Origin of the sequence: Methanobacterium spitsbergense (assembly GCF_019931065.1) — an archaeon.
Taxonomy (GTDB): Archaea; Methanobacteriota; Methanobacteria; order Methanobacteriales; family Methanobacteriaceae; genus Methanobacterium_B; species Methanobacterium_B spitsbergense.
Map to the genome: position 1 here is coordinate 75,517 of NZ_JAIOUQ010000009.1, position 23,497 is coordinate 99,013.

The 23,497-nt window shown below is 32.8% G+C and carries 28 protein-coding genes; 9 read left to right on the plus strand and 19 right to left on the minus strand.

The genetic code is table 11. The annotated features are described in order from the left end of the window. The first annotated feature begins 682 nt into the window (after window positions 1-682). From K8N75_RS08255 to fbp, 3 genes are all read left to right on the plus strand, one after another. The gene (locus K8N75_RS08255) at window positions 683-1,156 is read left to right on the plus strand and encodes a pyridoxamine 5'-phosphate oxidase family protein (RefSeq protein WP_223791602.1); all 474 of its coding nucleotides are present in this window, start codon (window positions 683-685) and stop codon (window positions 1,154-1,156) included. 204 nt (window positions 1,157-1,360) lie between these two features. Then, window positions 1,361-2,350 carry a homoisocitrate dehydrogenase gene (gene aksF / locus K8N75_RS08260; protein ID WP_223791603.1) on the plus strand — a complete coding sequence of 330 codons (990 nt, stop codon included), beginning with the start codon at window positions 1,361-1,363 and terminating at the stop codon, window positions 2,348-2,350. 262 nt (window positions 2,351-2,612) lie between these two features. Continuing rightward, a complete protein-coding gene (fbp, locus tag K8N75_RS08265; RefSeq protein WP_223791604.1) occupies window positions 2,613-3,710 on the plus strand; it encodes a fructose-1,6-bisphosphate aldolase/phosphatase in 1,098 nt (365 codons plus the stop codon). A 61-nt stretch (window positions 3,711-3,771) separates the two neighbouring features. Here the strand turns inward: fbp and K8N75_RS08270 are convergent, their stop codons facing one another. The 4 genes from K8N75_RS08270 to pgsA all read right to left on the minus strand — a co-directional run bounded on the left by K8N75_RS08270 (window position 3,772) and on the right by pgsA (window position 6,222). Beyond that, window positions 3,772-4,434: a DUF434 domain-containing protein gene (locus tag K8N75_RS08270; RefSeq protein ID WP_223791605.1), complete on the minus strand. Its 663-nt coding sequence runs from the start codon at window positions 4,432-4,434 to the stop codon at window positions 3,772-3,774. A gap of 44 nt (window positions 4,435-4,478) precedes the next feature. Continuing rightward, window positions 4,479-5,135 (minus strand): TIGR00153 family protein, encoded by a 657-nt coding sequence (locus K8N75_RS08275; RefSeq protein WP_223791606.1) that lies wholly within the window; start codon window positions 5,133-5,135, stop codon window positions 4,479-4,481. A gap of 43 nt (window positions 5,136-5,178) precedes the next feature. Continuing rightward, window positions 5,179-5,412 (minus strand): DUF357 domain-containing protein, encoded by a 234-nt coding sequence (locus K8N75_RS08280; RefSeq protein WP_223791607.1) that lies wholly within the window; start codon window positions 5,410-5,412, stop codon window positions 5,179-5,181. 222 nt (window positions 5,413-5,634) lie between these two features. Continuing rightward, window positions 5,635-6,222, minus strand: coding sequence for an archaetidylinositol phosphate synthase (pgsA, locus tag K8N75_RS08285; RefSeq protein ID WP_223791608.1), 588 nt, complete (start codon window positions 6,220-6,222; stop codon window positions 5,635-5,637). 70 nt (window positions 6,223-6,292) lie between these two features. Between pgsA and K8N75_RS08290 the strand changes: the two genes are divergently transcribed. The 4 genes from K8N75_RS08290 (at window position 6,293) to K8N75_RS08305 (ending at window position 10,318) form a co-directional block, all read left to right on the plus strand. After that, complete coding sequence (locus K8N75_RS08290; protein WP_223791609.1) at window positions 6,293-6,910, plus strand: L-threonylcarbamoyladenylate synthase; 618 nt, start codon at window positions 6,293-6,295, stop codon at window positions 6,908-6,910. 453 nt (window positions 6,911-7,363) lie between these two features. Beyond that, window positions 7,364-8,062, plus strand: coding sequence for a DNA repair and recombination protein RadB (gene radB / locus K8N75_RS08295; protein WP_223791610.1), 699 nt, complete (start codon window positions 7,364-7,366; stop codon window positions 8,060-8,062). A 284-nt stretch (window positions 8,063-8,346) separates the two neighbouring features. Further along, on the plus strand, window positions 8,347-8,601 hold the full coding sequence (locus tag K8N75_RS08300; protein WP_223791611.1) for a zinc-ribbon domain-containing protein: 255 nt from the start codon (window positions 8,347-8,349) through the stop codon (window positions 8,599-8,601). A 556-nt stretch (window positions 8,602-9,157) separates the two neighbouring features. Continuing rightward, window positions 9,158-10,318, plus strand: coding sequence for a pyridoxal phosphate-dependent aminotransferase (locus tag K8N75_RS08305; RefSeq protein WP_223791612.1), 1,161 nt, complete (start codon window positions 9,158-9,160; stop codon window positions 10,316-10,318). Window positions 10,319-10,510: 192 nt separating this feature from the next. Here K8N75_RS08305 and K8N75_RS08310 read toward each other — a convergent pair whose 3' ends face one another. The 4 genes from K8N75_RS08310 to K8N75_RS08325 all read right to left on the minus strand — a co-directional run bounded on the left by K8N75_RS08310 (window position 10,511) and on the right by K8N75_RS08325 (window position 15,106). Continuing rightward, window positions 10,511-11,095 carry an MBL fold metallo-hydrolase gene (locus K8N75_RS08310; RefSeq protein ID WP_223791613.1) on the minus strand — a complete coding sequence of 195 codons (585 nt, stop codon included), beginning with the start codon at window positions 11,093-11,095 and terminating at the stop codon, window positions 10,511-10,513. A gap of 45 nt (window positions 11,096-11,140) precedes the next feature. Continuing rightward, a complete protein-coding gene (locus tag K8N75_RS08315) occupies window positions 11,141-12,778 on the minus strand; it encodes an ABC1 kinase family protein (RefSeq protein WP_223791614.1) in 1,638 nt (545 codons plus the stop codon). 169 nt (window positions 12,779-12,947) lie between these two features. Continuing rightward, a complete protein-coding gene (locus K8N75_RS08320) occupies window positions 12,948-14,723 on the minus strand; it encodes a ribosome biogenesis/translation initiation ATPase RLI (protein WP_223791615.1) in 1,776 nt (591 codons plus the stop codon). A 176-nt stretch (window positions 14,724-14,899) separates the two neighbouring features. Continuing rightward, window positions 14,900-15,106: a histone family protein gene (locus K8N75_RS08325; RefSeq protein WP_048191238.1), complete on the minus strand. Its 207-nt coding sequence runs from the start codon at window positions 15,104-15,106 to the stop codon at window positions 14,900-14,902. A 383-nt stretch (window positions 15,107-15,489) separates the two neighbouring features. Here K8N75_RS08325 and K8N75_RS08330 point away from each other — a divergent pair, with 383 nt between their 5' ends. Both K8N75_RS08330 and K8N75_RS08335 read left to right on the plus strand, forming a co-directional pair. Beyond that, on the plus strand, window positions 15,490-15,945 hold the full coding sequence (locus tag K8N75_RS08330) for a YbhB/YbcL family Raf kinase inhibitor-like protein (protein WP_223791616.1): 456 nt from the start codon (window positions 15,490-15,492) through the stop codon (window positions 15,943-15,945). 71 nt (window positions 15,946-16,016) lie between these two features. Then, on the plus strand, window positions 16,017-17,108 hold the full coding sequence (locus tag K8N75_RS08335; protein ID WP_223791617.1) for a 7-cyano-7-deazaguanine synthase: 1,092 nt from the start codon (window positions 16,017-16,019) through the stop codon (window positions 17,106-17,108). 13 nt (window positions 17,109-17,121) lie between these two features. On the opposite strand, the gene K8N75_RS14105 is transcribed toward K8N75_RS08335, so the two are convergent. The 11 genes from K8N75_RS14105 to K8N75_RS08385 all read right to left on the minus strand — a co-directional run bounded on the left by K8N75_RS14105 (window position 17,122) and on the right by K8N75_RS08385 (window position 23,464). Beyond that, entirely contained in the window at window positions 17,122-17,247 is a 126-nt protein-coding gene (locus K8N75_RS14105) for a hypothetical protein (protein ID WP_255590894.1), read from the minus strand. Between the two features lie 237 nt (window positions 17,248-17,484). Next, window positions 17,485-18,894 carry an argininosuccinate lyase gene (argH, locus tag K8N75_RS08340; RefSeq protein ID WP_223791618.1) on the minus strand — a complete coding sequence of 470 codons (1,410 nt, stop codon included), beginning with the start codon at window positions 18,892-18,894 and terminating at the stop codon, window positions 17,485-17,487. 44 nt (window positions 18,895-18,938) lie between these two features. Continuing rightward, entirely contained in the window at window positions 18,939-19,103 is a 165-nt protein-coding gene (locus K8N75_RS08345; RefSeq protein ID WP_048191234.1) for a 30S ribosomal protein S27ae, read from the minus strand. Window positions 19,104-19,115: 12 nt separating this feature from the next. Then, on the minus strand, window positions 19,116-19,424 hold the full coding sequence (locus K8N75_RS08350) for a 30S ribosomal protein S24e (protein WP_223791619.1): 309 nt from the start codon (window positions 19,422-19,424) through the stop codon (window positions 19,116-19,118). Between the two features lie 2 nt (window positions 19,425-19,426). Beyond that, entirely contained in the window at window positions 19,427-19,936 is a 510-nt protein-coding gene (locus K8N75_RS08355; RefSeq protein WP_223791620.1) for a GTP-dependent dephospho-CoA kinase family protein, read from the minus strand. Beyond that, window positions 19,936-20,118 (minus strand): transcription elongation factor subunit Spt4, encoded by a 183-nt coding sequence (spt4, locus tag K8N75_RS08360; protein ID WP_223791621.1) that lies wholly within the window; start codon window positions 20,116-20,118, stop codon window positions 19,936-19,938. The genes K8N75_RS08355 and spt4 overlap by 1 nt, the downstream gene beginning before the upstream one ends. After that, window positions 20,119-20,703, minus strand: coding sequence for a DNA-directed RNA polymerase (gene rpoE / locus K8N75_RS08365; RefSeq protein ID WP_048191226.1), 585 nt, complete (start codon window positions 20,701-20,703; stop codon window positions 20,119-20,121). A 116-nt stretch (window positions 20,704-20,819) separates the two neighbouring features. Then, entirely contained in the window at window positions 20,820-21,341 is a 522-nt protein-coding gene (locus tag K8N75_RS08370) for an inorganic diphosphatase (RefSeq protein ID WP_223791622.1), read from the minus strand. Window positions 21,342-21,441: 100 nt separating this feature from the next. Further along, complete coding sequence (locus K8N75_RS08375; RefSeq protein WP_223791623.1) at window positions 21,442-21,810, minus strand: type II toxin-antitoxin system VapC family toxin; 369 nt, start codon at window positions 21,808-21,810, stop codon at window positions 21,442-21,444. A 30-nt stretch (window positions 21,811-21,840) separates the two neighbouring features. Next, entirely contained in the window at window positions 21,841-23,067 is a 1,227-nt protein-coding gene (locus tag K8N75_RS08380; RefSeq protein ID WP_223791624.1) for a translation initiation factor IF-2 subunit gamma, read from the minus strand. Between the two features lie 19 nt (window positions 23,068-23,086). Beyond that, window positions 23,087-23,464 carry a 30S ribosomal protein S6e gene (locus K8N75_RS08385; RefSeq protein WP_223791625.1) on the minus strand — a complete coding sequence of 126 codons (378 nt, stop codon included), beginning with the start codon at window positions 23,462-23,464 and terminating at the stop codon, window positions 23,087-23,089. Window positions 23,465-23,497: the final 33 nt, after the last annotated feature.

The window sequence follows — 23,497 nt, forward strand, 5'->3', positions numbered from 1 at the left end:
GATATAGTATGTAACGCAAAGTTATGCAAAGATATAGTATGTAACGCAAAGTTATGCAAAGATATAGTATGTAACGCAAAGTTATATTATGATAACCTTTAGAACTTAATCCAAAGTTAGGTAAATCCATTTCGTCATAGGGCAGTATGACGAAGTAATGATTTGATAATAATAATTGAAAATAGTTATTAGGCAGCATTTTCTTGATTAGGCTCTTATTTTAATTATAAAATACTTTTCTCATAGTTAGTAAAATTGAACAAAATATTGATTTTCACCAATTTAGTTCTATTTTGTAAAAAAAAAAATTAAATAGATCTGATTTGAAAATTTTTATTTCATGAAATATAGTAAGATATAAGATTAAGTTATGCACCGAATCCAGTAATAAAGTATTAAATAATATAATTCAATTATTAATATAATTCTTATTAGTTAAGTAAATACTCCTCGAGGTTAATAATTTAAGTGAGAGTTAAATTTGATGATAATTATGAGACTGTTGAAAAACCATACTTGATTTCAAGTAATGCATATGATTTGAGCCTTGCAGGTATAATTGGCTCATGATAATGGTAGTATATTTGAAAAACTGAGAAATATGCTGAATTTCTTCCAATATGTCATGAAGTAGGTCGTAATATATTGTCAAATTTGTTTATGGAAATAAAGGAGATCAAACATGCACGTCCATAAAGTTCCATTAATGAACAAAAAAGAGTATGATGAATTGATAGCAGAATGTTATGTAAGTAGAATAGGTTTTAAAGGAGAATATCCATATATAGCCCCATTTATATATGCTTTTGATGGTAAATTCATATATTTCTTATCAACTAAGTATGGGAAGAAAATTAAAAGGTTTCAAAAAAACCCTAAAGTTGCTGTTGAGATAGAGAAATACGAAGATAACCTTTCAGAGTACAGATTTGTAACGTTACAAGGTAGTATAAAACAAATAGAAGATTATAATGAGAAATTAAGAGTAAGAAAACTTTTTGTAAATCTTATACATGATAAATCTCTTTCAAAAAATGTTCTCGCAGCTTTAGGACACTCGCCTAATGATGAAGTGGAATCCATAATTAAAGAAGAAAGATCCTTTGTTTGGAAGTTGGTAGATGTTGAAAATATAATCGGAATAAAAACTTCATGATCTGTTTATAAGAATTTTGGTCAATAAAATTTAAGGAAAATTAATTGATAAATTCCAAGATTAGTTATATGGCTCAATTTATTTGTTACAAATATTAATTCCTTAATTTAGAATTAACATATGGCCTATAGAAAATCATAACAGAATACAATATATTAGCATATATCTAAAATGAAGTTAAATTCTAAAAATAAGTGATTACAAATGTACAAAATAACTTTGATTCCAGGAGATGGTGTGGGGCCAGAAGTTATCCAAGCCCTTTTATACATACTTGAAGCAGTTGATCTTAAACTAGATTATACTATGGCTTGTGCTGGAAATGCATGTTTCCAAGATACAGGAAGCACTATTCCTGATGAAACCATATTAAAAGCAAAAAGATCTGATGCAACACTTTTCGGAGCGGTTACAACTGTTCCAGGGCAGAAAAGTGCAATAATTACTTTGAGAAAGGAATTAGATCTATATGCTAATATCCGGCCTGTAAAATCATATCTCGGCACGAACTGTTTGTACAATGACCTTGATCTGGTAATAGTAAGAGAGAACACAGAAGGACTCTACTCAGGCATAGAAGAATACACATCTGATGGCGCAACAGCATTAAGAGTCATTACGAATGATGCATCTGAGAAAATATGCAAATTTGCATTTGAATATGCCGAGAAAAATGATCGAAAAAAAGTAACTGCAATTCACAAGGCCAATGTTTTGAAGAAAACTGATGGAATTTTTAAGGACGCATTTTATAGAATTTCAAACGATTTCCCTAAGATTCATTCAGAAGATAAATACGTTGATGCTGCTGCTATGTTCCTAATAACTAAGCCGGATAATTTTGATGTGATAGTCACAACCAATCTTTTTGGTGACATTCTCTCTGATGAAGGCGCCGGATTAGTAGGTGGCTTGGGAATGGTTCCATCTGCAAATATTGGGGATAATAATGCATTATTTGAACCTGTTCATGGTTCTGCACCGGATATAACAGGTCTTAGAATTTCAAATCCATCCGCCATGATATTATCAGCTGTGATGATGATGGATCACCTTGGAGAAACTTCAGAAGCTCGAAAACTCGAGAATGCTCTTTTGGATGTGTTAAATGAAAGAAAATTTTTAACACCAGATCTGGGAGGATCGTCAAAAACCATGGAAATGGCAGAAGAAATAAGATCTAAACTTATATGAATGTGATAGCATAATTTTTAGATATTGAATCAGCATTTTTTCCAATAGATATGATGTTCAAGGACTTCCTATAGTAACTTTTATATGGATTTCCTTTCATAAACTACTCCATAGGATAGGTTGATATTGACAGCTCAGGCTGTTTTTAGGTCAATTTTTGAACAAAAGTTTGGTTAATTTAATTCTAATCAAACTTCTATAACCTCAAATTGCCTATAACGCTGTTTTGAAAATTTTTATGATATTTTTGGAGGTATATTATATGAAAACTACTATTAGTGTAATTAAAGCGGATGTCGGCAGTATAGCTGGACATGCAAAGACTCACGTAGCTTTGCTTAATAAATGTGATGAAATACTTGCAAAGGCAAAGGAAGAAGAACTTCTGGTGGATTATCATATCACCAACTGTGGTGATGACATTGACCTGATAATGACCCACAGAAATGGAACGGAAAATGAAGAAGTTCATGGATTAGCATGGAATGCATTTATAGAAGCCACAAAAGTTGCAAAAAGCCTTAAACTTTACGGTGCAGGCCAAGATCTACTTTCAGACACCTTTTCTGGCAATATTAAAGGAATGGGTCCTGGGTGTGCCGAGATGGAATTCAAAGAAAGACCATCTGATCCAGTAATTGTTTTCTGTTGCGACAAAACAGAACCAGGCGCATTTAACATGCCCATATTTAAAATGTTTGCAGATCCATTTAACACAGCTGGACTTGTTATAGATCCTTCTCTCCACGGAGGATATGATTTTGAGATATTTGATGTTATTGAGCATAAAAAAGTTACAATGTCTTGTCCCGATGAAATGTATGATGCACTTGCATTACTCGGCTCAACTGGAAGATATGTAATAAAACATGTCACTAGAAGGAGCGATAACGAAATAGCAGCTTCAATAAGTACAGAAAGATTAAATCTTATGGCTGGCCAATATATTGGTAAAGATGACCCAGTTGCTATAGTAAGATCACAATCAGGATTCCCAGCAGCCGGTGAAGTAGTTGAGCCATTTGCATTCCCCCACCTTGTAAGTGGATGGATGAGAGGTTCACATAATGGCCCATTAATGCCTGTAGCTCAGAGAAATGCTACACCTGTAAGATTTGACGGACCTCCACGGGTAATTGCACTTGGATTCCAGATTAACAACTCAGAATTAGTAGGACCATTAGATATGTTTGACGACCCAGCATTTGACAGATCAAGAGCACTTGCATCAGAGGTAGCAGAATACATGAGAAGACATGGGCCATTCGAACCCCACAGATTACCAGCAGATGAAATGGAATATACAAGTCTTCCTGGCGTTTTAAAAATGTTAGAAGGTAGAATGAAAGATATGGATTAGGTTCAAACCTATCCATTATATTTAATTTTTTTATCATAACATTTATTATTTTTAAAAACCATTATTTCAACAGTTTTTTGAATATCTCGCGGGGTATATCCAGAATATTTTCTACCTTATCCATTACAACCCCATCACTTGTTGCAACTATGCCATCATGGTGTTTTACTAGTTTTACAAGTTCATAATCTACATTTTTATTTGTTACCGCATTTCCTTGGATTTTATTCTTTTTTAACAGTGAATTTGTTAGTTTAGCAAGTTCACCACTCTTACTCACAGGGCTGTCATACAAAAAATAAACACATTTGGGACGATATAGTTTTAATAAATTAATAATGTTGATCAAAGCAATTTCAGTGTGTGAATTGATTTTATATCTGCCAAAAATAGCATTTGTGTCCCTTAAAACTCCATCATCACAAATTATAATCGAACTATATTCATGATTGCAGATACTTTCAACTGTTATTAGAACATTATAACCATCTATAAAAATAGCTTTATTATTTATGCTGCTAATATTAACTATTTTAATTATTCGATTAAAGGATGTTAAAGTTGAAAAAACCTTCCTAGCCAGATAATTTCGTGCATTTTTGTCTAAAAGATATTTATTTGCAACGAAATTCAATGCAACTTTTTTCCTATAACCCCTATTTAAAAGGAACTTTAAATCGTATGATGCATCTTTCAAACTTTTTTCAATGTCTTTAGATGGCATTTTATTTCTAAATTTAGTTTTTAACTGTAAATTATAATATTTTTTTAACCTTTTCTCTTGGCCACTATGATAGGTACTCTGTCAGAGGCATTTTCTGCACGGTCAGCTATGTTTCCAAGCCTTAAAACAGTACTTTTAAGTTCAATATGTGTAAGTATATTTATTTCACCATTTTTATACTCTATATACAGTTTTTTTAGTATTTTTCTTTCTATTTTATCAACGGCATCTTCCAATTTTTCAACTTCGTGTGCCTTTGTGAGTGCTTCGCCAAGATCTTCATCTAATAGTTCGATGCATTTTTTAAGGGCGGATACTGTGTCATATACTGAATCTATAAGATCTGAAAAATCATTTTTATAATCATCCGGGAAATTGATTTGGCTCAAACATATTCCATATGCTGTTTCCCGGGTCATATCTGCGACACTGTCAACTTGTTCTGCGAGAACTATTCTATCTTCTCTATCAAATGGTAAAAATGCCCCTTTGAAAAATTCTATTTCCATTTTTCTACGTACATCATCTGCATCATGTTCCAACTTTGAAATTTCTTCAACTTTCTCGTTTACAGAATCAAAGTCATTAGCATAAAAATATGTCATTAACATTTTTAGCTGGTTTAAACATTCATATACCATTTCTACATGGTCTTTTGAGTATTGCTCAACTTTAGACTCCCTTTTGAATAGATTTCTCATTTTATCCCCGGTTTTAGGATCATGAATTATAACTATTATTAATTTATATAAGTTTGTTTAAAAGGCGTATTGCATCTAGAAGTCCATGTGCATAGGTTATACATCCAAATGATGTTAGATAATCCTTTTTTTCAAGGTAGTAGTCTGTGTCTTTCCTGTAATTTATGGCCATTTCCACAACTTTTCTCTCGTCTTCATCAATTTTTATTGATTCTATTTCTTTTATATTTTTTGTAAATAATACAATATCTTTTTCAATTCTTTCAATCGCATCCATAATATCATCCTCTTCAGTTAAATCTAAATTCTGCACACTCTATTATTTAGATATTATCTCAATAAAAAAATTGAATAGAATTAGATTTTTTTTTATTTTCCTAGTTAAAAATTATTAGAAAATTGATTGACAAAACACCTTTTTATAAATAATTTTTTTTATCATAATGTATTATAATTCAAGCAAAAAAAATTAAAAAGGAGATATCTTTTTGTAAAGATTCTAAAGACCTTTAAGTTCTTTCCATGAGTGATATACTCTTTGGAATACTGTTACATATCCTAAGATCATTATAAGAATTATGGCTATTCCTAAAGGATTCATGTTTAAGAGTTGTACACTGGTGAAATAACTTAGAAATGCTCCTATCATTATTATTACCAGACGTTCTGCACGTTCTGCAATTCCAACATTACATTCTATACCCTCAGATTCGGCTCTGGCTCTGACATAACTTACTGTTAGAGATGCATGCAATGCAAGTATACCGAAGATCCAATTTACATATCCACCATATATTATTCCAATTATTATAAATGCATCTCCAAACCGGTCTGCAGTTGAATCAAGCACTCCACCAAACTTTGTTGTTTGATAATTGTTTCTTGCTACAGCACCATCTAACATATCTACAAATCCACTTAAAGCTATAAAAAGACCTCCCAAAAGCAGATTGCCAGTTGCGAACATGTATGCAGATAAAAAACTTACTAATAGGCCAATTATTGTTAGGATGTTAGGATTCACACGGATTCTTTTGGCTATGGGATCCAAAAACATTTTAACTTGTGGTCGGAGACGGTTCAGCATAAAACTAAATATGGACCTTCAATGGATATATACTTTGGATAGGAAATGGAAAAATTACGGTGAGTTATTAATGAAGATCATAAAAATAAATGAAGATATTCCAGAATCCGATAAAATAGAAATTGCCAGAAATGTAATGAAGCAAGGTTCTATAATAGTTTATCCTACAGATACAGTTTATGGAATTGGGGCTAACATATTAGATGAGAAAGCAATTTTAAAGGTTTTTTCAATTAAAAAAAGGCCTAAAAATAAACCATTATCAATATGTGTTTCAAGAATTCAGGACATAAAAAAGATTGCATATATGGATTTAAAAACCGAAGAGGTTGTAGCTAAAATCCTACCGGGGCCATTCACATTAATTTTAAAGAAAAAGAATAATGTATCACCTTTTTTGTCAGCAGGTAGTAACAAAATAGGAATTCGAATTCCTGATAACAAAGTTTGTAGAGAGCTCTCAAAGGATTTCCCAATTACAAGTACTAGTGCTAATATATCAGGTCATGATATTCCAGAATCAACTGAAGAAGTATTAAAACAGTTAGGATCTTCGGTTGATATGATATTGGATGCAGGTATATGTAAACATGGGATACCATCAACTGTAATTGATATGACCGTATATCCTCCTGAAATAATTCGTAAAGGAGCAGGATACGAAGTATTTATCGAATCAATGATTTAGAAAATTTCTTATATTTTCCTATTTAATTATCTAAAAGTTGCCCTAATATTTCAATGAATTTAAAAAATTGTAATCTAATTTACTGTTCAATATTCGATATATTTAAAATACTTGATTATTTAGTTAATATTTGAAGGGATATTTTGAAATCCTTTTATATTTTTAATGGAATATTTTAAAATTTATTGTGATATATTAATGGGAATATTTCTGTATTTTGTCAAACTTGCTTTATTTCATATATTTTAATGTAGATCATTGAAGTTATAATCGGTACTACTAATATTTTCAATGGGTACTTTGTTTTATGATGTTGCAAACTTATTTCTATCATTAATTCCAAATCAAAATTAAGAAATTTTAATTGATCGCTATTTAAGAAAATGAGTACAATTATATTATTCACGATTTATTGAATGAAATTATAGAGATATCTAGATTATGGGAGTTTTTATGAAGGTTTTATCGGATTTGAATGAGAATGGGAAGATACCTACAGGATCCCCTATTGATGTTATTATGGGTGGGGGAATAGAAAAAGGTTGTTTAACCCAGTTTTACGGGCCTCCAGGTTCTGGGAAGACCAATATAGTTTTACAGCTACTTGTTTGCTGTGCTAAAAATGGTGATAAGGCCATATTTATAGATACCGAGGGCGGATTATCTATAGAGCGAGTTAAACAAATATCAAACAACCAATTTGATGGATTTGCAAATAATATATTAATATTCGAACCAACAAGCTTTAATGAACAAATCGAAGTATTGAAGAAGGTAGAAGATCTTCTGGATTCTAAGCGAGAAAAGGTGGAATTAATTATATTGGATTCTGCAGTTGCACTCTACCGTCTTAAAGAGGGTGATTCAACTCAAACTAACCGTGAACTTGGTCAACAAATGGCTTTACTATCAAGAATCGCTAGAAAACATAATATTGCAGTGGTTATAACTAATCATATATATTCTGTGTTTGATGGGGATGGAGTTATTGAGCCAGTTGGAGGAACTATTCTTAAATATTGGAGCAAGATAGTAGTTGAACTTGTACGTGCCAATGGCCTTGGTGAAAGGTCTGCAATATTAAAAAGGCATCGAAGCAGGCCTGAAGGTCTCAGGGCTCGTTTCAGAATTGTTGATCATGGAATTGAATAAGAGAATAAATTTAAGAAAATAATTTTAAATGGTATTTGTACCATAAAGTGTCAATAAACTTATAGAATAAATTGGAAAAATACCTGGAAAAAACAGAAGTTAAATAAATTGAAAAACACAAGTGTGATGTTTAAGATTATTAAAGTCAATTTTGAAAAATATAAAATGTTTTGAGATACAAAAAATTATAAATAAATTAAAATGGTTAAAAAATATATTGACTTGTAACTAAATATATTACAAAAAAATTACACTATTTAATATTATTTTTGGATGTGTTAGGAATGGCTTATTTGATTTGTAAGAAATGTAAAAGCTATTATGAGCTTAAACCTAAAGAAAAACCAGAAGATTTTAGTTCTGAATGTGAATGTGGAGCTAAATTAAAATTTACTAAAAACTTTAATGTTAATAAAAAAGATTGGGAAGAATTTTTAATAGAAGGAGTTTGTCCAGTTTGTGGAAGGGAAAATCCTGAAGGTTCAAATTATTGTGCATGGTGTGGAAAAAAGATTAAAGCTCAAATTAATGAATATTAAGATAATTAAAGGATAATAATGAATTTTTGAAGCAGGGATAATTAAAAGCCCTCAGATTTGTATTGTTTCCATGTGTTAAATGGGATTTTAATTGTATTTATTTAATATAATTTATTTAAACTAATCAACTGTTTTTTTATATTTTTATATAAAAAATGTCTATTTCTAAAAATATATAACTGTTTAAGAGTTCAAAATATTATCTTCAAATTTAGAAATTTAATCTACATTTGAATTATGAACTTAAATTTGTAAGTTAGAATATTTTATATTGGAGAAATACCAAAGTAGAACTAGGATTGAGGGGGTAATATGAATATGTTAATTTACAAGGATAAATATGAAATTGTTCATACAATTCCTCTTAATATCATTTACAAGGAATGATAATTTAAATCGTTTCAAAATAAAATAAATAGAAAATTGTGAAATAAAAAAAGATTAATATTTATAAAAAATGGAATTTGGATATGAAATAGAATTATTAAAGGTGGACAACCTAAAAATTCTGAATATCTATTTTTAATAATTTCCATTTAAAAGTGTAGTGAGACATATGATTTCACCAAAAAAATACGCAAAACCTGCAAAGACAATACCAAAAGGCTATAAAACAGCCAATGAGTTCTTTAATTTTGTATTTAACGATGAGGACATGATCTGGATGGGTCAAAATACTAACCATCTCCATGATGAGAACCAGATAATGGACTCAATGATGCATAGCATCAAAAAACGTGACTACAATAAATATCCGCCACCAGAGGGATTTCCAGAACTTAAAGAGCTTATACTAAAAGATTTAGGACTTCAAAATGAGTTTGATATTCTTGTGACTGCGGGTGGTACAGAATCGCTCTATTTATGTACCAACGATATTCTGGCACCTGAAGATAATACCATAACATGTGATCCCGGTTATCTAATAATAGATAACTTCGCAAGCAGGTTTGGTGACCATGTGAAATCTGTACCAATCTACAATGAAGAGTGTGGTTATAAACTTACACCTGAACTTGTAAGGGAGAATATGGATGATAATACCAAGTTGATATCCCTAGTTGATCCTCTAAACCCACTTGGATCATCTTATACTAAGGAAGAGTTAAAGGAGTTCGCAGATATTGCATTAGACAATGATATTTACCTACTTAATGACATCACCTATCGTGATTTTGCAGAGGATCATCATCTTATGGCCAAGATCGCTCCAGAACATACTGTAACAGTTTATAGTTTTTCAAAGATTTATGGTATGGCTGGTATGCGTATTGGTGGTGTAATAGGCGTACCGGAAGTTATAAAATCCATAAAAAGTATTGTTATAAACGATCTCGGAACTAATGTAGTTTCCCAGAGAGGTGCCATAGCTGCGGTAAAATCCAAGAAAGAATGGCTTGGTCACATAAAAAATACAACAAGATCAAACCAGGAAATTATCAAAAAGGCAGTTGATCAAGTGGAAGGAGCATTCATACCAGTATATCCTTCTAACGGTAACATGTTGGCAATTGATATTTACAATACAAATGTAACTCCTCTGGCTATTTCAAAATATCTGTTAGACAGGAAGGTTTTTACACGAGAAGGATCCTATACAAGTAAAGTTTTTGGGCATAGATATTTGCGTGTAAGCTTTTCCATACCTCCAGAAGATGTTAAATATTTTGCTAAGATATTTGTTGAAGGTATGAACATACTCAAGAGTTCTAAATAATTTAATCTTTAGAATTCTTAACTTTTTTTAATGAATTATAAAAACTTAATTCAATCTTTATAAAAATAAATTTAAATTAATCCTTTGAATATTTATAATATTGACTTTCTAATAACTTCCTATTGATTTCATTTCCATGCCCTGGTAGAAATAAAGAACAATGGGTATTAAGAAGTTTTTTCCAGCTTTTAATCAAAATTTTAGGATCATCTGAAATGGTGGATAAACAGAATTTCCAAACACACCAAACAATGTATCTCCTACAAGTGCTATTGAATCGTCGATAATAACGCTTATTGATCCATTTGAATGACCAGGAGTATGTATAATATCTACACTGAACCCTAAATTGTTTAAACTGTAATTCTCATCGATCAGGATATCAGGATCTACAGGTTCATAACTATAATGTGATTCCATTTTTTTTCCAATCACATCAATTAAAAATCTTGTGACTCCATTATTGCATTTAGGTAAGGGTGCATAACCCATTTTCAGATACTCTGCTTCTATTCCATGTAAAATTATATTGGAATCATATTTTTCCTTTATTTTAGATGCATTTTCAGCATGATCAAAATGTGTATGGGTTAAAATTAGGTTTGATAAATTATTTTTTCCTAAAAGCTTATCAATCTGCAGGGTCAGTGTTTCCCATGAGTTTTTACGACATGTATCTACTAAGATAGAAGTACTTTGATTACTAATTAAAAAAGAATTACTTCTACCATTTAAAACTTGGTAAATAGTGCAATGATTTGATTTCCACAGTTTCATAATATTTTTATATGGGTTTTTTATTTATTTTTTTAAAAGAATAATTTAAATCACTTTATCTTTAAGTATTGACACAACTAGGAAAATAGCTAAAATTGCGCTTATTACAAAACCCAAAACACCTAAATATGGAAATTTAAGTAAAAATATCCCATTATCCGTAGTCATAATCATGGAAGAGCCGATAAGGAGAGCTGAAAGTATTATGGCGATAGATAATTTATTTACTATACGTTCAAGACCTTCATGTTCAACTTTAATCCTTATTTCTCCTTCTTCAAGTTTATACAGCGTTTTTGTAATGGTTAATGGTATATTCTTTAATACATGTTCTGTTTCAATAATATTTTTCTTTATATAATCTATGAAGTTTAGAGGTGTGAGTTTTTTTCTTATGACCTTCATCATTATAGGTTTGCATACTTCCACAGCATTGAAATTAGGGTCTAACTTTTCTCCTGTTTCTTCTACCATTCCAATACCCCTTGCTAGTAGTACAAATTCTCTGGGCATTGAAACATGATATTTTCGCATTAGATTTATTAGATCGTTCATCCCCCCATGAACTTCATTTAATTCAGTTCCGTAGTATTTATACATCATATCTGTAAGATCGTACTTCAATGATCTTGTATCGACCTTATCATTTATCATACCCATATAGGTGAGTTGATTTATCATACCACTAACATTATTATCAATAAAGTATATTATCAATTCCGCTAGATTTTGTTTGAATTCATCATCTAAAATCCCCATCATCCCAAAATCAATATAACAAATAACATTATCATTTAAAATGTATATATTAGATGGATGAGGGTCTGCATGAAAAAATCCATACATTATGACCTGTTTAAAATATGATACTGCACCACGTTCAGCTATCAATTTCAAATCAAAACCTTTAGCTTCCGTAACATCAGAAACCTTTTTTCCCCCAATTAACTCCATTGTTATAATCTTTAACGAAGAATAATCAGAGTATATTTTGGGTACATGTACAGTTTCATCATCCTTGAAGTTGTAGCTGAATCTTTTTAAATTCATTGCCTCATTTTCATAATCAATTTCCTTTAAAATAGAACGTTTAAATTCTTCAACAATACCCGGAACATTGTATATTTTAAACTGCGGAATGTAAGTATCAATCCTCTTTGCTAAAAACTCCATTATAGAAATATCACTTTTAATGACATGTTCAACACCTGGTTTTTGAATTTTAACCGCAACATCCTCACCAGTTTTAAGAACAGCACGATGAACCTGCCCAATAGAAGCAGATCCTAGAGGTTCCGCATCAAAACTACTAAAAATACTCTCAATGGGGTGTTTCAGCTCTTTTTTAATTGAAGCTTTCACAACATCAAATTCAATTGGAGGGTTATCATCCTGTAATTTGGCAAATTCATTTGCAAATTTCCTCCCAACAAGATCAGGGCGAGTGCTTAGAGTCTGTCCCAGCTTAATAAAGGTTGGACCTAATTCTTGTAAAACAAATCTCAAACGTTCTGGAGCAGATTCATCTAGCTCTTCCAAGGATTCATAATCATAAGATGGAGTTATGAAAGGAATTTTATGTTTTAATTTAATTTTTTCAATCAAGTAACCAAATTCATATTTAGAAAGAACTTTGATAATTTCTTTTAGTCTTTTAAGGTTATTTTCATCTTTGCTTGCCATGGAATCACCAGAAAAATCAATGGAATAAGTATTATAAAAAAGACTATAATTGGGATATTATTTAGTTTTATTTATTTGCATACCGAAAAAAAAGTTTAATTTTATAAAAAAAATTTCGAATGTTTAAAGATGTTTAAAAGGAAATATTGTTTAAAAAGTAGAAGAATATTTAACTATCCAAATAGTAATATTCTCCTTTTTCCTTTTGTTTCCTGTCCAGATAGCTTCCAAATTTATTTACACGTGGTCTTTTAGTTTCTTTGTCTCTTCTAAACGTGATTCCTACAGAAGACAAGAAAGTGTTCATAGCAGATCTGAGATTCATCGGGCTCGAAGCATGGCCTTTAACACCAGGTTCACCATCAAAAACCATGGCACGATCAGAAATATAATCTATGAATACTATATCATGATCTATTATAATTGCAGCTGCATTACGGCTTTCAACAACTCTTTTAATTGCTTTTGCAGCTTTTAATCTCTGCTCAACATCTAGAAACGCAGTTGGTTCGTCAAAAAGATATATTTCAGATTCCCTTGAAAGCGTTACAGCTACAGAAAGCCTTTGAAGTTCTCCTCCACTCAACTCGTTTACTTCCTTATCCATTAATGCCTCTAATGAAAATGGTTTTAATATTTCAGTTTTGAACATGTTTGTTCCATAGGTTGGAGCAGTGGTTATTAGAAGTTCCTGTACAGTTCCATCAAAATCTGATACAAGGTACTGGGGTTTATAGGCTATGGTTACTTTTTTATTGATCTTTCCCTCATTGGGTTTTGTAACTCCTGCAAGCATTTTTGCATAGGTTGTTTTACCAATACCATTGGGTCCAAAGGCAGTGATAATTTCATCATGCTGTACTTCACCTTCATCTACATCTAATGAAAATCCATCGTAAGATTTTTTAATTGATGAGTAATCTGCAAGAACTTCTGCTTCAATTTCCAATGCCGGCGGTTTCACATCAAAAATAATTGGCTGTTTACGGAATCTAACATTTTCTTCCCTAAGAAAACCATTAATATAAGTATTGATACCCACACGAACTCCTCTCATATGCGATACCACACCATAAGCTCCAGGCTGACCATATAAGATATGGACATAATCAGATATTGCATCTAAAGTAGCAAGATCATGTTCAATAACCATAACAGATTTACCTGATTCTGCAAGATTTCGAACTACCTTAACAGCATTTAAACGCTGTCTAACGTCAAGCCATGATGTAGGTTCATCAAAGTAATAAAAATCAGCTTCTCTAAGGGCTGCTGCAGCAATTGCAACTCTTTGGAGTTCTCCTCCACTCAACTTAGAAACATCCCTTTTTAAAATACTTCCAAGTTCAAGTAAATCAATTACTTCCTCCATTGCACCTCTTTCATCTACACCTTCCATTAGTTTTTGAACATTTCCTTTAACAAATTTTGGAAGGAGATCAACCATCTGTGGTTTATGAACAACTTTCAAATCTCCTTTTGAAAGTTTAGTGAAATAAGATTGGAGTTGAGAACCTTTAAAATAATTAATAATATCTTCCCAGGCTACATCTTCATCGTAATTCCCCAGATTGGGTTTTAATTCTCCTGAAAGTATTCTAATGATAGTTGACTTCCCTATACCATTGGGTCCAAGTATTCCAACAACAGATCCTTCCTTTATGTTAGGTAATCCAAAAAGTTCGAATAAATTCTGACCATATCTGTGTATTGGGTCGTCAAGTGCTTCTGGAAGATTTATAATACTCACTGCATTGAAAGGGCATCTGTTGGTACATATACCACATCCAGAACAGAGTTCTTCGGATAATATTGGTTTTTTAGTTTTTGAATCAATTATGATGGTGTCTTCTTCCATTCTAACACCAGGACAGTATTCAATGCAAACATAGTTGCATTTTTTGGGCTGGCATCGATCATGGTCTAGTATGGATATTCTTGTCAAGTTAATCACCAAAAAAATGAGTTTTCTATAATTTAATAAGATTATTAATGTTATGGGGTGCTTCTAGTATAAAATTTTTGTACTTTTTAATTTGTCAAATTTAATTTAACACAATTCAAAATTTAATCAAATAAAGAATTACAAAAAAAATTACAAAATAAAAAAAAAGAAAAGAATTAAGCTGCTTTAACAGCTAATTCTATGTCTGATGCTTTAACTGTTTTCCTTCCTGCGTGTTTTGCAAGTTTAACAGCTTCTACAGCTATTTTTTCACCTGCTTCTTCAAGCACTTTGGCTAACTCGTCTCTTGCATCGTCGCTTATTCTCTGGGCACCAGCATTTTTTATGATTCTTCCTACTGGAGCAACTGGTAATTCAGTCATTTATACCACCTCATTCAATTATTGAGACTCCATAGTATTTAAATTTGTTGTTTATATGTTTAATGATAACCCATATAGCTATTCTGTCTTCATCAAAAACTGTTATAACTTATATGTCACCAATGAGTTTTTGATCATGCATCACATAATTAAAACTTTGCTTCAGGTGATGATAAGATCATTGATAATCCAAACCATTGATGGAATAAAAATTATGGATTATTATAAAGTACAACCAAAAACATAACTTTAGATATAAAAAATAAATAAATAAACATGAGAAATAAATTTAAAATGGATTTTAATGGGTTTTAGTTGTATTTTAACAATCTTACGAAACTCATTTATAAATAATTTAAACAAATATTTTGGGGTGTAAATACATGACTATCCAAATAACCAGTGAAATATTTAAAAATGGAGAACCTATACCCGACAGATATGCATGTAATGGTGTGAATGTTTCACCTTCTTTAGAGTGGGATAGTGTTTCTGGAACAGTGAAATATGCAATTATCTGTGAGGATCCAGATGCACCATCAGGTACATGGACACATTGGGTGATATTTAATATACCCTCTGACACAACTGGACTTTCTGAATGGGTAATGGAACGTGAAGAGCTCGAAAATGGTGCAAAACAGGGGCTTAACGATTTTGGAACTGTAGGTTACAGAGGTCCTTGTCCTCCTGATGGAACCCACAGATACTACTTTACAGTTTATGCCCTAGATACTGAAATTGAAATTCCCGCAAAGATCACAAAGCAAGATCTATTAAAGGCAATGAAAGACCATATAATAGATGAAGGCTCTTTAATGGGTCGCTATACTAGATAAATGAACATAAAATCAAAACTTTCAATATTAACTTTGGAGAAACATATCCTTTCATTTTTTAGGAGAATATTATGAAACTAGAAGTTGAATATATGGTAGAAACACTGAGCAGTGTTTTAAAGCCATTGATTGCAAATGGATCATTTGAATTATCTGACATTGACTTCACCGAAAATCTTGGATTTTTCATTGAAAAAATAACCTATGATGATATATCAAGAAATCTAATTATAACAGCACCTGACAGACCAGAAAAGTCTAGTATAATAGGAAAGGGCGGATGGGTTGTTGGAAAACTTAGAGAAGAGCTTGGTGTGAACAATATTCATGTAGATGCCTATTCTGACATGATTATAAGGGTTTATAGAATGGAACTGGCAATGAAAAAATTGGAGAAAATAGTAACCTCCATTGAAAATCAAAATAGTCAACCACTGAAAAATCTGCAAGATATGATCATGCTTAGAATGAACAACTTAGATAGTTTTGATTTTTTAAAAGAATTCGATATGGAATTATCCAATTTTAAATCAGAAGAGGCAAATAACATACCTGTCAATGAGAAACATAAAGCTGTAGTAGCTCTTTCAGGTGGTGTTGATAGTAGTTTTTCACTTATTATTGCCAAGTTAATGGGATTTAATCCATTGGCTGTTACTGTCAATCCTGGAAATATTATACTTCCTTCCTATTTTAGAAATAATGTAGAAAGTCTTTGCAATAGCCTTAATGTTCCACATGAATATATTGATGTTAAAATGGAATCTGTTGTGGATCAAGCACTAAAAGGTAAGTTACATCCTTGTGGTAGATGTTCAAAAATAATAGAAACTGCACTATTAGAATATTCAAAAAAAATAGAAATTCCCTTCCTCATATTCGGAGATTTCCTTGCAACAGGATCCCAATCCATTGTTTCTGTAGATGGTTTATGGAGGATCAACTTACCTGCCATGCTTTCAGCGACAAAGGGTGAAACAAAATCCTTGTCAACATACTTCAATATAAAAAGCAGGGGCGGATATGGATGTCCTCTCATAAATGAGGTTCATAAAGCACATCCACACATGCGTAGATTTTCCATTCAGAGGATTCTTAGGGAAACAAGGGCTGGCGTTTTAGAGCCAGGTCAAGCTTTGGATTTGATAATAAAGACTTTATAATTCAATTTTTGAATTAATCCATTCCTCTGTTTATCAATTCCAGTATTCCATATATAATGAGCAAAACTCCAAGAAGATAAGCTACAATCGGAGGATCTAAGATAAATATTATACCCACGATTATTGCAATTATGCCCATTACTTCTCGTTTTGTATTGGATTTCATACTCTATATTATGTACCCGCAACTATATAATTTTAATGAAGAATAGCAAATAACAGTATTTTAGCATTTGATTTTGAATGATAAATGTCCAAAAAGATTATGCACAATAGTATAAAAATAATAGTAGCTTTTTAAATCATTATTCCACCAAAATAACTACGAGAATTACACTATAAAAATATTTAAATGTTTAAAAAAAAATTTTATAAATTAATTACTACGGGAAGCTTTAACAAATTCTTTTAGACTTAAAATTGATTCAGTAACTGCCTTTGGAGAGGGACCTCCTTTGACATCTCTGGCTTTAATGATTTCATAGGGATTTAAGGCATTTTCGACCAGTTCTTCACTTATGTTAAGTGGAGTTCCATTTATATCCCTAGCAATTTTATCTAAAAATTTTGAATCAATATCTTCTGGACGAATTCCATTACTAATTGCTTCGCTAACTGTTCTTCCAACAATTTGATGTGCAATTCTAAATGGAAGGTTATTTTCACGTACCATAAGATCTGCTAATTCAGTTGCAGTTGAGAAGTTAGCCATTGCAAGTTCAATTCCTCTTTCAGCATTAAAACTAACTGAGGATAACATATCGTTCATGATATTCAACATTGAATGGGCCGTATCAATAGCATTCCATAGATGAGGAGTAACTTCCTGAAGGTCTCTGTTGTAGCTGTGAGGCAATGCCTTGAGTATAGATAATATGGTCATAAGTTCCCCATATAAAACAGCTGTTTTTGAACGTGATATTTCAGCAACATCTGGATTCTTTTTTTGAGGCATTATTGACGATGTTGAAGAATATTTATCTGATATCTCAATTAAACGGAATTCATATGTACTCCAAATAATCATTTCTTCACTTATTTTACTGAGGTTAGAAGAGAGCATTGCAAGAGCAAAAACTGTTTCAGCCATAAAATCCCTTGAACTAACAGCATCCATGGAATTTTCCATAACCCTGCTGAAACCCAAAAGTTGGGCGGTTCTATCACGATCTATGGGAAAACCTGTTCCTGTCATGGCCGCAGCACCAAGTGGACACATATCCACACGTTTTTTTGCGTCAGCAATCCTTTCAAAGTCACGCCTTATCTCATTTGCATAGGCTAATAAATGATGTGCAAATGTGGTTGGTTGAGCATGTTGAAGATGGGTGTAGCCCACCATAATTGTTTCGGTATGTTGGGAAGCCATTTCAATGATATTCTCTATAAAATTGAGGATATCATCTTCTATTTCTTCTATTTCTTCCTTTAAAATAAGTCTGAGATCTGTTGCTACCTGATCGTTTCTTGATTTACCTGTGTGCATGAAACCCGCAACTTCACCAATCCTTTCTGTAACATAATTTTCAAGTGCCATGTGTATATCTTCAACAGAAAGATCCAATTTTAAAACACTTATTCCCTCAGATTCAAGTTCATTAAGGGTTTTTATAATTTTATCAGCATCTGCAGCTTCTATTATTCTTTGCTCTTTGAGCATAGTTGTATGAGCAATATTGCACTTTATATCGGCATTAAAGATCCTCCTATCAAATTCGATGGAGGATGTGAATGATGCTGCATCTGCAGTCATCTTACCTTTAAGCCTTCCAGATCTCAGATTCAAAAAAAAATCACCTATTTTTAATATTTTTCCTAAAATTAATTGGATTATTTCTTAGATTCTTTACCCTTGAACTGTGTGTAACCGCATTTTCCGCATGCAAAACGGTCGCCATGGTCTGCCATGAATACTCCATGTGAACATCTAACACATTCTGGATTTTTTCTTATAATTTTGTTATCTTTAATTTCGTAGAGTTCGAATTTTTTCATTGTAACTCCTCCTTATTCAGCTTCTTCTTTTTCTTCTTTAGTTGCTTCTTTGTTTTTCATCACTACATGATCCATTTCGATTTTATTTAGGTTTTCTTCTGAATCGTAGAGTTTTGCATATCCATTTGCTTTACCTTCACCATAGGATGGTTTAAGATTGTGGACCACCAGAAGATTTTTATCAACATTTAAAGTTGCAACTAATCTATTTTTTACATCCAAGACCTTTGGGGTTGCTTCTCCTTGATATGTGCAGTCAAAGTGTATTTCAGTTCTGTTTAAAAGTGGATTTTCTATTTTTTCAATTACATTGATTTCCATATTTATGCCTCCTCTAGCTTTTTGATAAGGTCTTCTGCCTTTTCTTTCATTTTATCAACTTCACAAAGTACAACGCCTTCTCCTGGCTGGCCATAAAATATTAATGAGCCAGATGGGGCCATAACAATACATGGAATTGCAGAGAGATCTTCCTCTCCTTCAACAACTATGAGTACGTTGTATCCAGCCTTTTCAACTAGCCTGAAACCTTCCTTAATTGTTCTCCATAGTTGATCAGTTATGGTACCCGACGGGTTTTTTGTTTTTAATGTAACATTATCGTAACATATCTCATGATCAGAAGGTTCTCTTTCTATCATATTATCCACAATGCCTATATCGGGTATTATACCTTCATCAAGCATTTTTCGTGTTGTTACATCACCTATGGATATTACCAGACTTTTATCTCCTTTTGAGAGTAATGAACCCTTTGCATGTGATATTGATGGATATAGAGTACCTATAGGTTTTTTAAACTCTGATCTCATCTCTTTTTTTAGTACTAACACTATCTTACCCTCAGAGCATATTCTCCAGGAAGGGTTATGTTGAGTTCCTTAGCAATATCTGATTTATCAGGATCAACAACTATTAAAAAGCCGCTCCAGTTCCGTGAAGAGGCTATGTTACATATTACACATCTATCCTCTTCCATAAGTCTGTGGCACCTTGTGCATGCTTTTAGAACCATCTATTTTTTCCCCTTTGTAGGTTTTTTTGTAGGTTTCTTTTTATTTTTTTCCTCGTCGATCCATTCGAATCTTCCAAGGCCGGGTTGTCTCATTGTAAGGCCTATCTTAGTTTCCTTGGAGGATTTTCCTTTTAGGCTCAGTGCTACAATTCTTGCACGGACCTTGTTACCCTCTTCAAGGCTTTTTTTGGATTCTTTGCCTATCAATGCTCCCCTCTTTCCATCGTAGTTTATATAGTCATCTGTAACTTGGGATACGTGTACAAGTCCGTCCATAGGTCCTATACGGATAAATGCTCCGAATTCGGTTATTTCTATGACTTCTCCTTCCACTATCTCGTGTAGTTCTGGCTTGAAGAAAAGGGCTGTAAACAAGACGTCATGATATGCTGCGCCGTCGCCCATTATTACCTTTCCAGTGCCTATTTCTTCTATTTCCTTTACTGTTACCATCAATCCAAGTTTTTTATCGATTTTTCCAACGTAGCTTTCATTTAAAATTTCTACTGCTACATCTTCTAAAGGATCACTAAACTTGTTTGGTGGAATTCTCACAGTGTCTTCTATTTTGGATACTAAATACAATCAAATCCCTCTACTTTGCTTTAATAAAATTTAAGCAAATGTTTATTTTTAATCTAAATATTTATTATGAACTTCATTGTGTATGAACTTTATTGGGTTACACATTTCGGATTGTTCTACATTTCATTATACAATTCCTGAGAATGTTTAATGGCTTCAAATGCCTTTTCTGCATTTTCCCAGCCTAAAACCTTGGTTTTTTTACCTTCAAGTTTTTTGTAGTCTGTGAAGAAGTGTTCAATTTCGTCTAAGAATTGTTTGGGTAAATTGCTGATATCTTTGATATCTGTAAATCTTGGATCATTCACTGGAACCCCAAGTATTTTATCATCGCTATCTCCACCGTCTAACATCCTCATGACCCCTATGGGTCTGGTTTCTATGACGCATCCAGGGAATGTTGCCTCATCCATTATTACAAGTACATCCATTGGATCTCCATCGTCCCAGAGTGTTTTTGGTATTATACCATACTCTGCAGGATAGTGGAATGGTGAGTACAGAACCCTGTCAAGTGCAAATGCTTCCATATCCTTATCATATTCATATTTGTTTCTTGATCCTTTTGGAATTTCCACAACAGCGTAAATCACTTCTGGAGCCGATGGCCCAGTTGGTATGTCTTTCCAGAGATTCATATAGATATTCCTCCTGCAACCTAAAGGTTGAATAAAATTTCTAATTGAATTATATAATAATTATAATATTTCTAATTATATTAACATATTTTAATAATATTCAAAGGTTTAAATGCCCATCAACATCTAAATATTTCCTTTGACGCAGGTAAATAATATTTATGTTCATTTCACGGGCTTTTCTTTTTAATTCACGGTCATTTGTACATAATATCCGTGATTTTTCTGATAACCTTAGAAGTGCATCATCAACACTTTCTCCATCCATTATTTGCATTTCCATAACTTCAAATGGGGGAGAAGTTGCAATTTTAAGGGCTATAGATGCTGCTACACGATTTTTGCCCTTAGATCTATTTTTTATGCGTCCAAGTTCTCTTAAAATAGCTGATGGGACAAGGAATTTGCATGAAGGTAGGATATGCTCAAGTTCACCAACAATCTCTATGTGAAATTGAGCTGCCATCATAAAAAATTTGCGTCTATGACTGCCTCACAATTATTTGATGATACCATATCCAATTAACCTCCACCTTGCTCCTACACGTCTGCTGAGTGCAACTCTCTGCCCTTCCTCGGCACAAACTGGTAGTTTGAGATTAACTTCAACTTCATTTTTCCTTGCGCTGGTTACCACACCAACAGATGTTGAAGTACCTATGTTTATCATGAGGAGTTCAGATGATTTAATTGGATCAACTTTACGTTCTTCCTTGGTACCAACAACCCTGTCAAGGAGTTGAGTTTTCATTGTGAAGCTGTGCATGATTGGGGGTAATGTTCCTGGTTTTCCCGCAACAGATCCTGATAATGAATCTGCTTTGGTTAATGCAGGGTCAAGTTTTGTACCAACACCAATTAATCCTCCAGGACCAATTTCATCAACAGACTCTCCTGCTGCCACTAGGCCTGTAATTTCAGAGTGTAAACTCATCCATTCCAGTTTACCTTTGTTTTTTATTTGTATTCCTGGTTTTATTTCCAGTTCATCCCCTACTTTGAGTTTTCCCTGAACAAGAGAGCCACCTATTACACCACCTTGGATATTATCAGGACTGGATCCTGGTTTGTTTATGTCGAAGGACCTTGCAACAAACATCCTTGGTGATTTTCTGAGAGATCTCCTTGGTGTTCTTATAGTTTCCTGGATAACTTCTATTAGAATATCAATGTTTGCACCTTGCTGTGCTGAAACAGGTATTATCGGTGCTTCATCTGCGCATGTTCCCTTAACAAATTCTTTGATTTCATTGTAGCTTTCTATTGCCCTTTCCTTTGAAACAATGTCTATCTTATTTTGTACCACTATAACATCTTTGACACCAATTACATCCAGTGCCATTAAATGTTCTTTGGTTTGTGGTTGTGGACATGGTTCATTGGCAGCTATCACAAGAACAGCACCATCCATTATGGCCGCACCTGAAAGCATTGTTGCCATCAGTGTTTCGTGTCCAGGTGAATCAACAAATGATACCTTTCTAAGGATACTGGTCTCTTCTCCACAGTGACTGCATACAAGTGCAGTTGTGAAACATTGCGGAGCAGGACAATTGGTGCATCTACGGAAGGTTATATCAGCATAACCTAACCTAATTGAAATACCCCTTTTTGTCTCTTCACTGTGAGTGTCTGTCCATATGCCGGATAGGGCTTTTGTCAGAGTTGTTTTGCCGTGGTCAACATGTCCCACTAGCCCTATGTTTATTTCAGACTGTACTTTCACGATATTACACCCGTAAACTTTACTCCTCACTTTCTAAAATTGCACTTATATCCTTCTCACCCTTCTGGGTAACAATAGTGTTGATCTGCACTATGTCGTTGGATACAGTGTTTCCACGAACAGTTTTTCTTCTTCTCTGTCCATCTCTTTTTGGATTAAAACCGATACCACCGGCCAGAAGACTCTTTATTCTCCTCTGTCCATCTACATCTTTTTTCATTGGAAAACCGTTTTTATCGCTTCCACCGGTAATTTTGAGCTTGTATCCAGCTAAACCAACAAGAGAAGCATCGAATTCCTCACCGATTATTAATCCAATGAGTTTTTTTGACTCTACAGATTCTACTTCGACTTGGTGGCTTTTTTCGCCTTCTGAAATAACTAATTTAAATGCCAATATATCTCCTCCATCTTATTCTGGTTCTATATA

What these genes read in the sequence shown, in the direction of transcription:
- K8N75_RS08255 (WP_223791602.1), top strand. Translation starts at nt 683, where the DNA reads ATGCACGTCCATAAAGTTCCATTAATGAACAAAAAAGAGTATGATGAA.
- aksF (WP_223791603.1), top strand. Translation starts at nt 1,361, where the DNA reads ATGTACAAAATAACTTTGATTCCAGGAGATGGTGTGGGGCCAGAAGTT.
- fbp (WP_223791604.1), top strand. Translation starts at nt 2,613, where the DNA reads ATGAAAACTACTATTAGTGTAATTAAAGCGGATGTCGGCAGTATAGCT.
- K8N75_RS08270 (WP_223791605.1), bottom strand. Translation starts at nt 4,434, where the DNA reads ATGCCATCTAAAGACATTGAAAAAAGTTTGAAAGATGCATCATACGAT.
- K8N75_RS08275 (WP_223791606.1), bottom strand. Translation starts at nt 5,135, where the DNA reads ATGAGAAATCTATTCAAAAGGGAGTCTAAAGTTGAGCAATACTCAAAA.
- K8N75_RS08280 (WP_223791607.1), bottom strand. Translation starts at nt 5,412, where the DNA reads ATGGATGCGATTGAAAGAATTGAAAAAGATATTGTATTATTTACAAAA.
- pgsA (WP_223791608.1), bottom strand. Translation starts at nt 6,222, where the DNA reads ATGCTGAACCGTCTCCGACCACAAGTTAAAATGTTTTTGGATCCCATA.
- K8N75_RS08290 (WP_223791609.1), top strand. Translation starts at nt 6,293, where the DNA reads ATGAAGATCATAAAAATAAATGAAGATATTCCAGAATCCGATAAAATA.
- radB (WP_223791610.1), top strand. Translation starts at nt 7,364, where the DNA reads ATGAAGGTTTTATCGGATTTGAATGAGAATGGGAAGATACCTACAGGA.
- K8N75_RS08300 (WP_223791611.1), top strand. Translation starts at nt 8,347, where the DNA reads ATGGCTTATTTGATTTGTAAGAAATGTAAAAGCTATTATGAGCTTAAA.
- K8N75_RS08305 (WP_223791612.1), top strand. Translation starts at nt 9,158, where the DNA reads ATGATTTCACCAAAAAAATACGCAAAACCTGCAAAGACAATACCAAAA.
- K8N75_RS08310 (WP_223791613.1), bottom strand. Translation starts at nt 11,095, where the DNA reads ATGAAACTGTGGAAATCAAATCATTGCACTATTTACCAAGTTTTAAAT.
- K8N75_RS08315 (WP_223791614.1), bottom strand. Translation starts at nt 12,778, where the DNA reads ATGGCAAGCAAAGATGAAAATAACCTTAAAAGACTAAAAGAAATTATC.
- K8N75_RS08325 (WP_048191238.1), bottom strand. Translation starts at nt 15,106, where the DNA reads ATGACTGAATTACCAGTTGCTCCAGTAGGAAGAATCATAAAAAATGCT.
- K8N75_RS08330 (WP_223791616.1), top strand. Translation starts at nt 15,490, where the DNA reads ATGACTATCCAAATAACCAGTGAAATATTTAAAAATGGAGAACCTATA.
- K8N75_RS08335 (WP_223791617.1), top strand. Translation starts at nt 16,017, where the DNA reads ATGAAACTAGAAGTTGAATATATGGTAGAAACACTGAGCAGTGTTTTA.
- K8N75_RS14105 (WP_255590894.1), bottom strand. Translation starts at nt 17,247, where the DNA reads ATGGGCATAATTGCAATAATCGTGGGTATAATATTTATCTTAGATCCT.
- K8N75_RS08345 (WP_048191234.1), bottom strand. Translation starts at nt 19,103, where the DNA reads ATGAAAAAATTCGAACTCTACGAAATTAAAGATAACAAAATTATAAGA.
- K8N75_RS08350 (WP_223791619.1), bottom strand. Translation starts at nt 19,424, where the DNA reads ATGGAAATCAATGTAATTGAAAAAATAGAAAATCCACTTTTAAACAGA.
- spt4 (WP_223791621.1), bottom strand. Translation starts at nt 20,118, where the DNA reads ATGGTTCTAAAAGCATGCACAAGGTGCCACAGACTTATGGAAGAGGAT.
- K8N75_RS08370 (WP_223791622.1), bottom strand. Translation starts at nt 21,341, where the DNA reads ATGAATCTCTGGAAAGACATACCAACTGGGCCATCGGCTCCAGAAGTG.
- K8N75_RS08375 (WP_223791623.1), bottom strand. Translation starts at nt 21,810, where the DNA reads ATGATGGCAGCTCAATTTCACATAGAGATTGTTGGTGAACTTGAGCAT.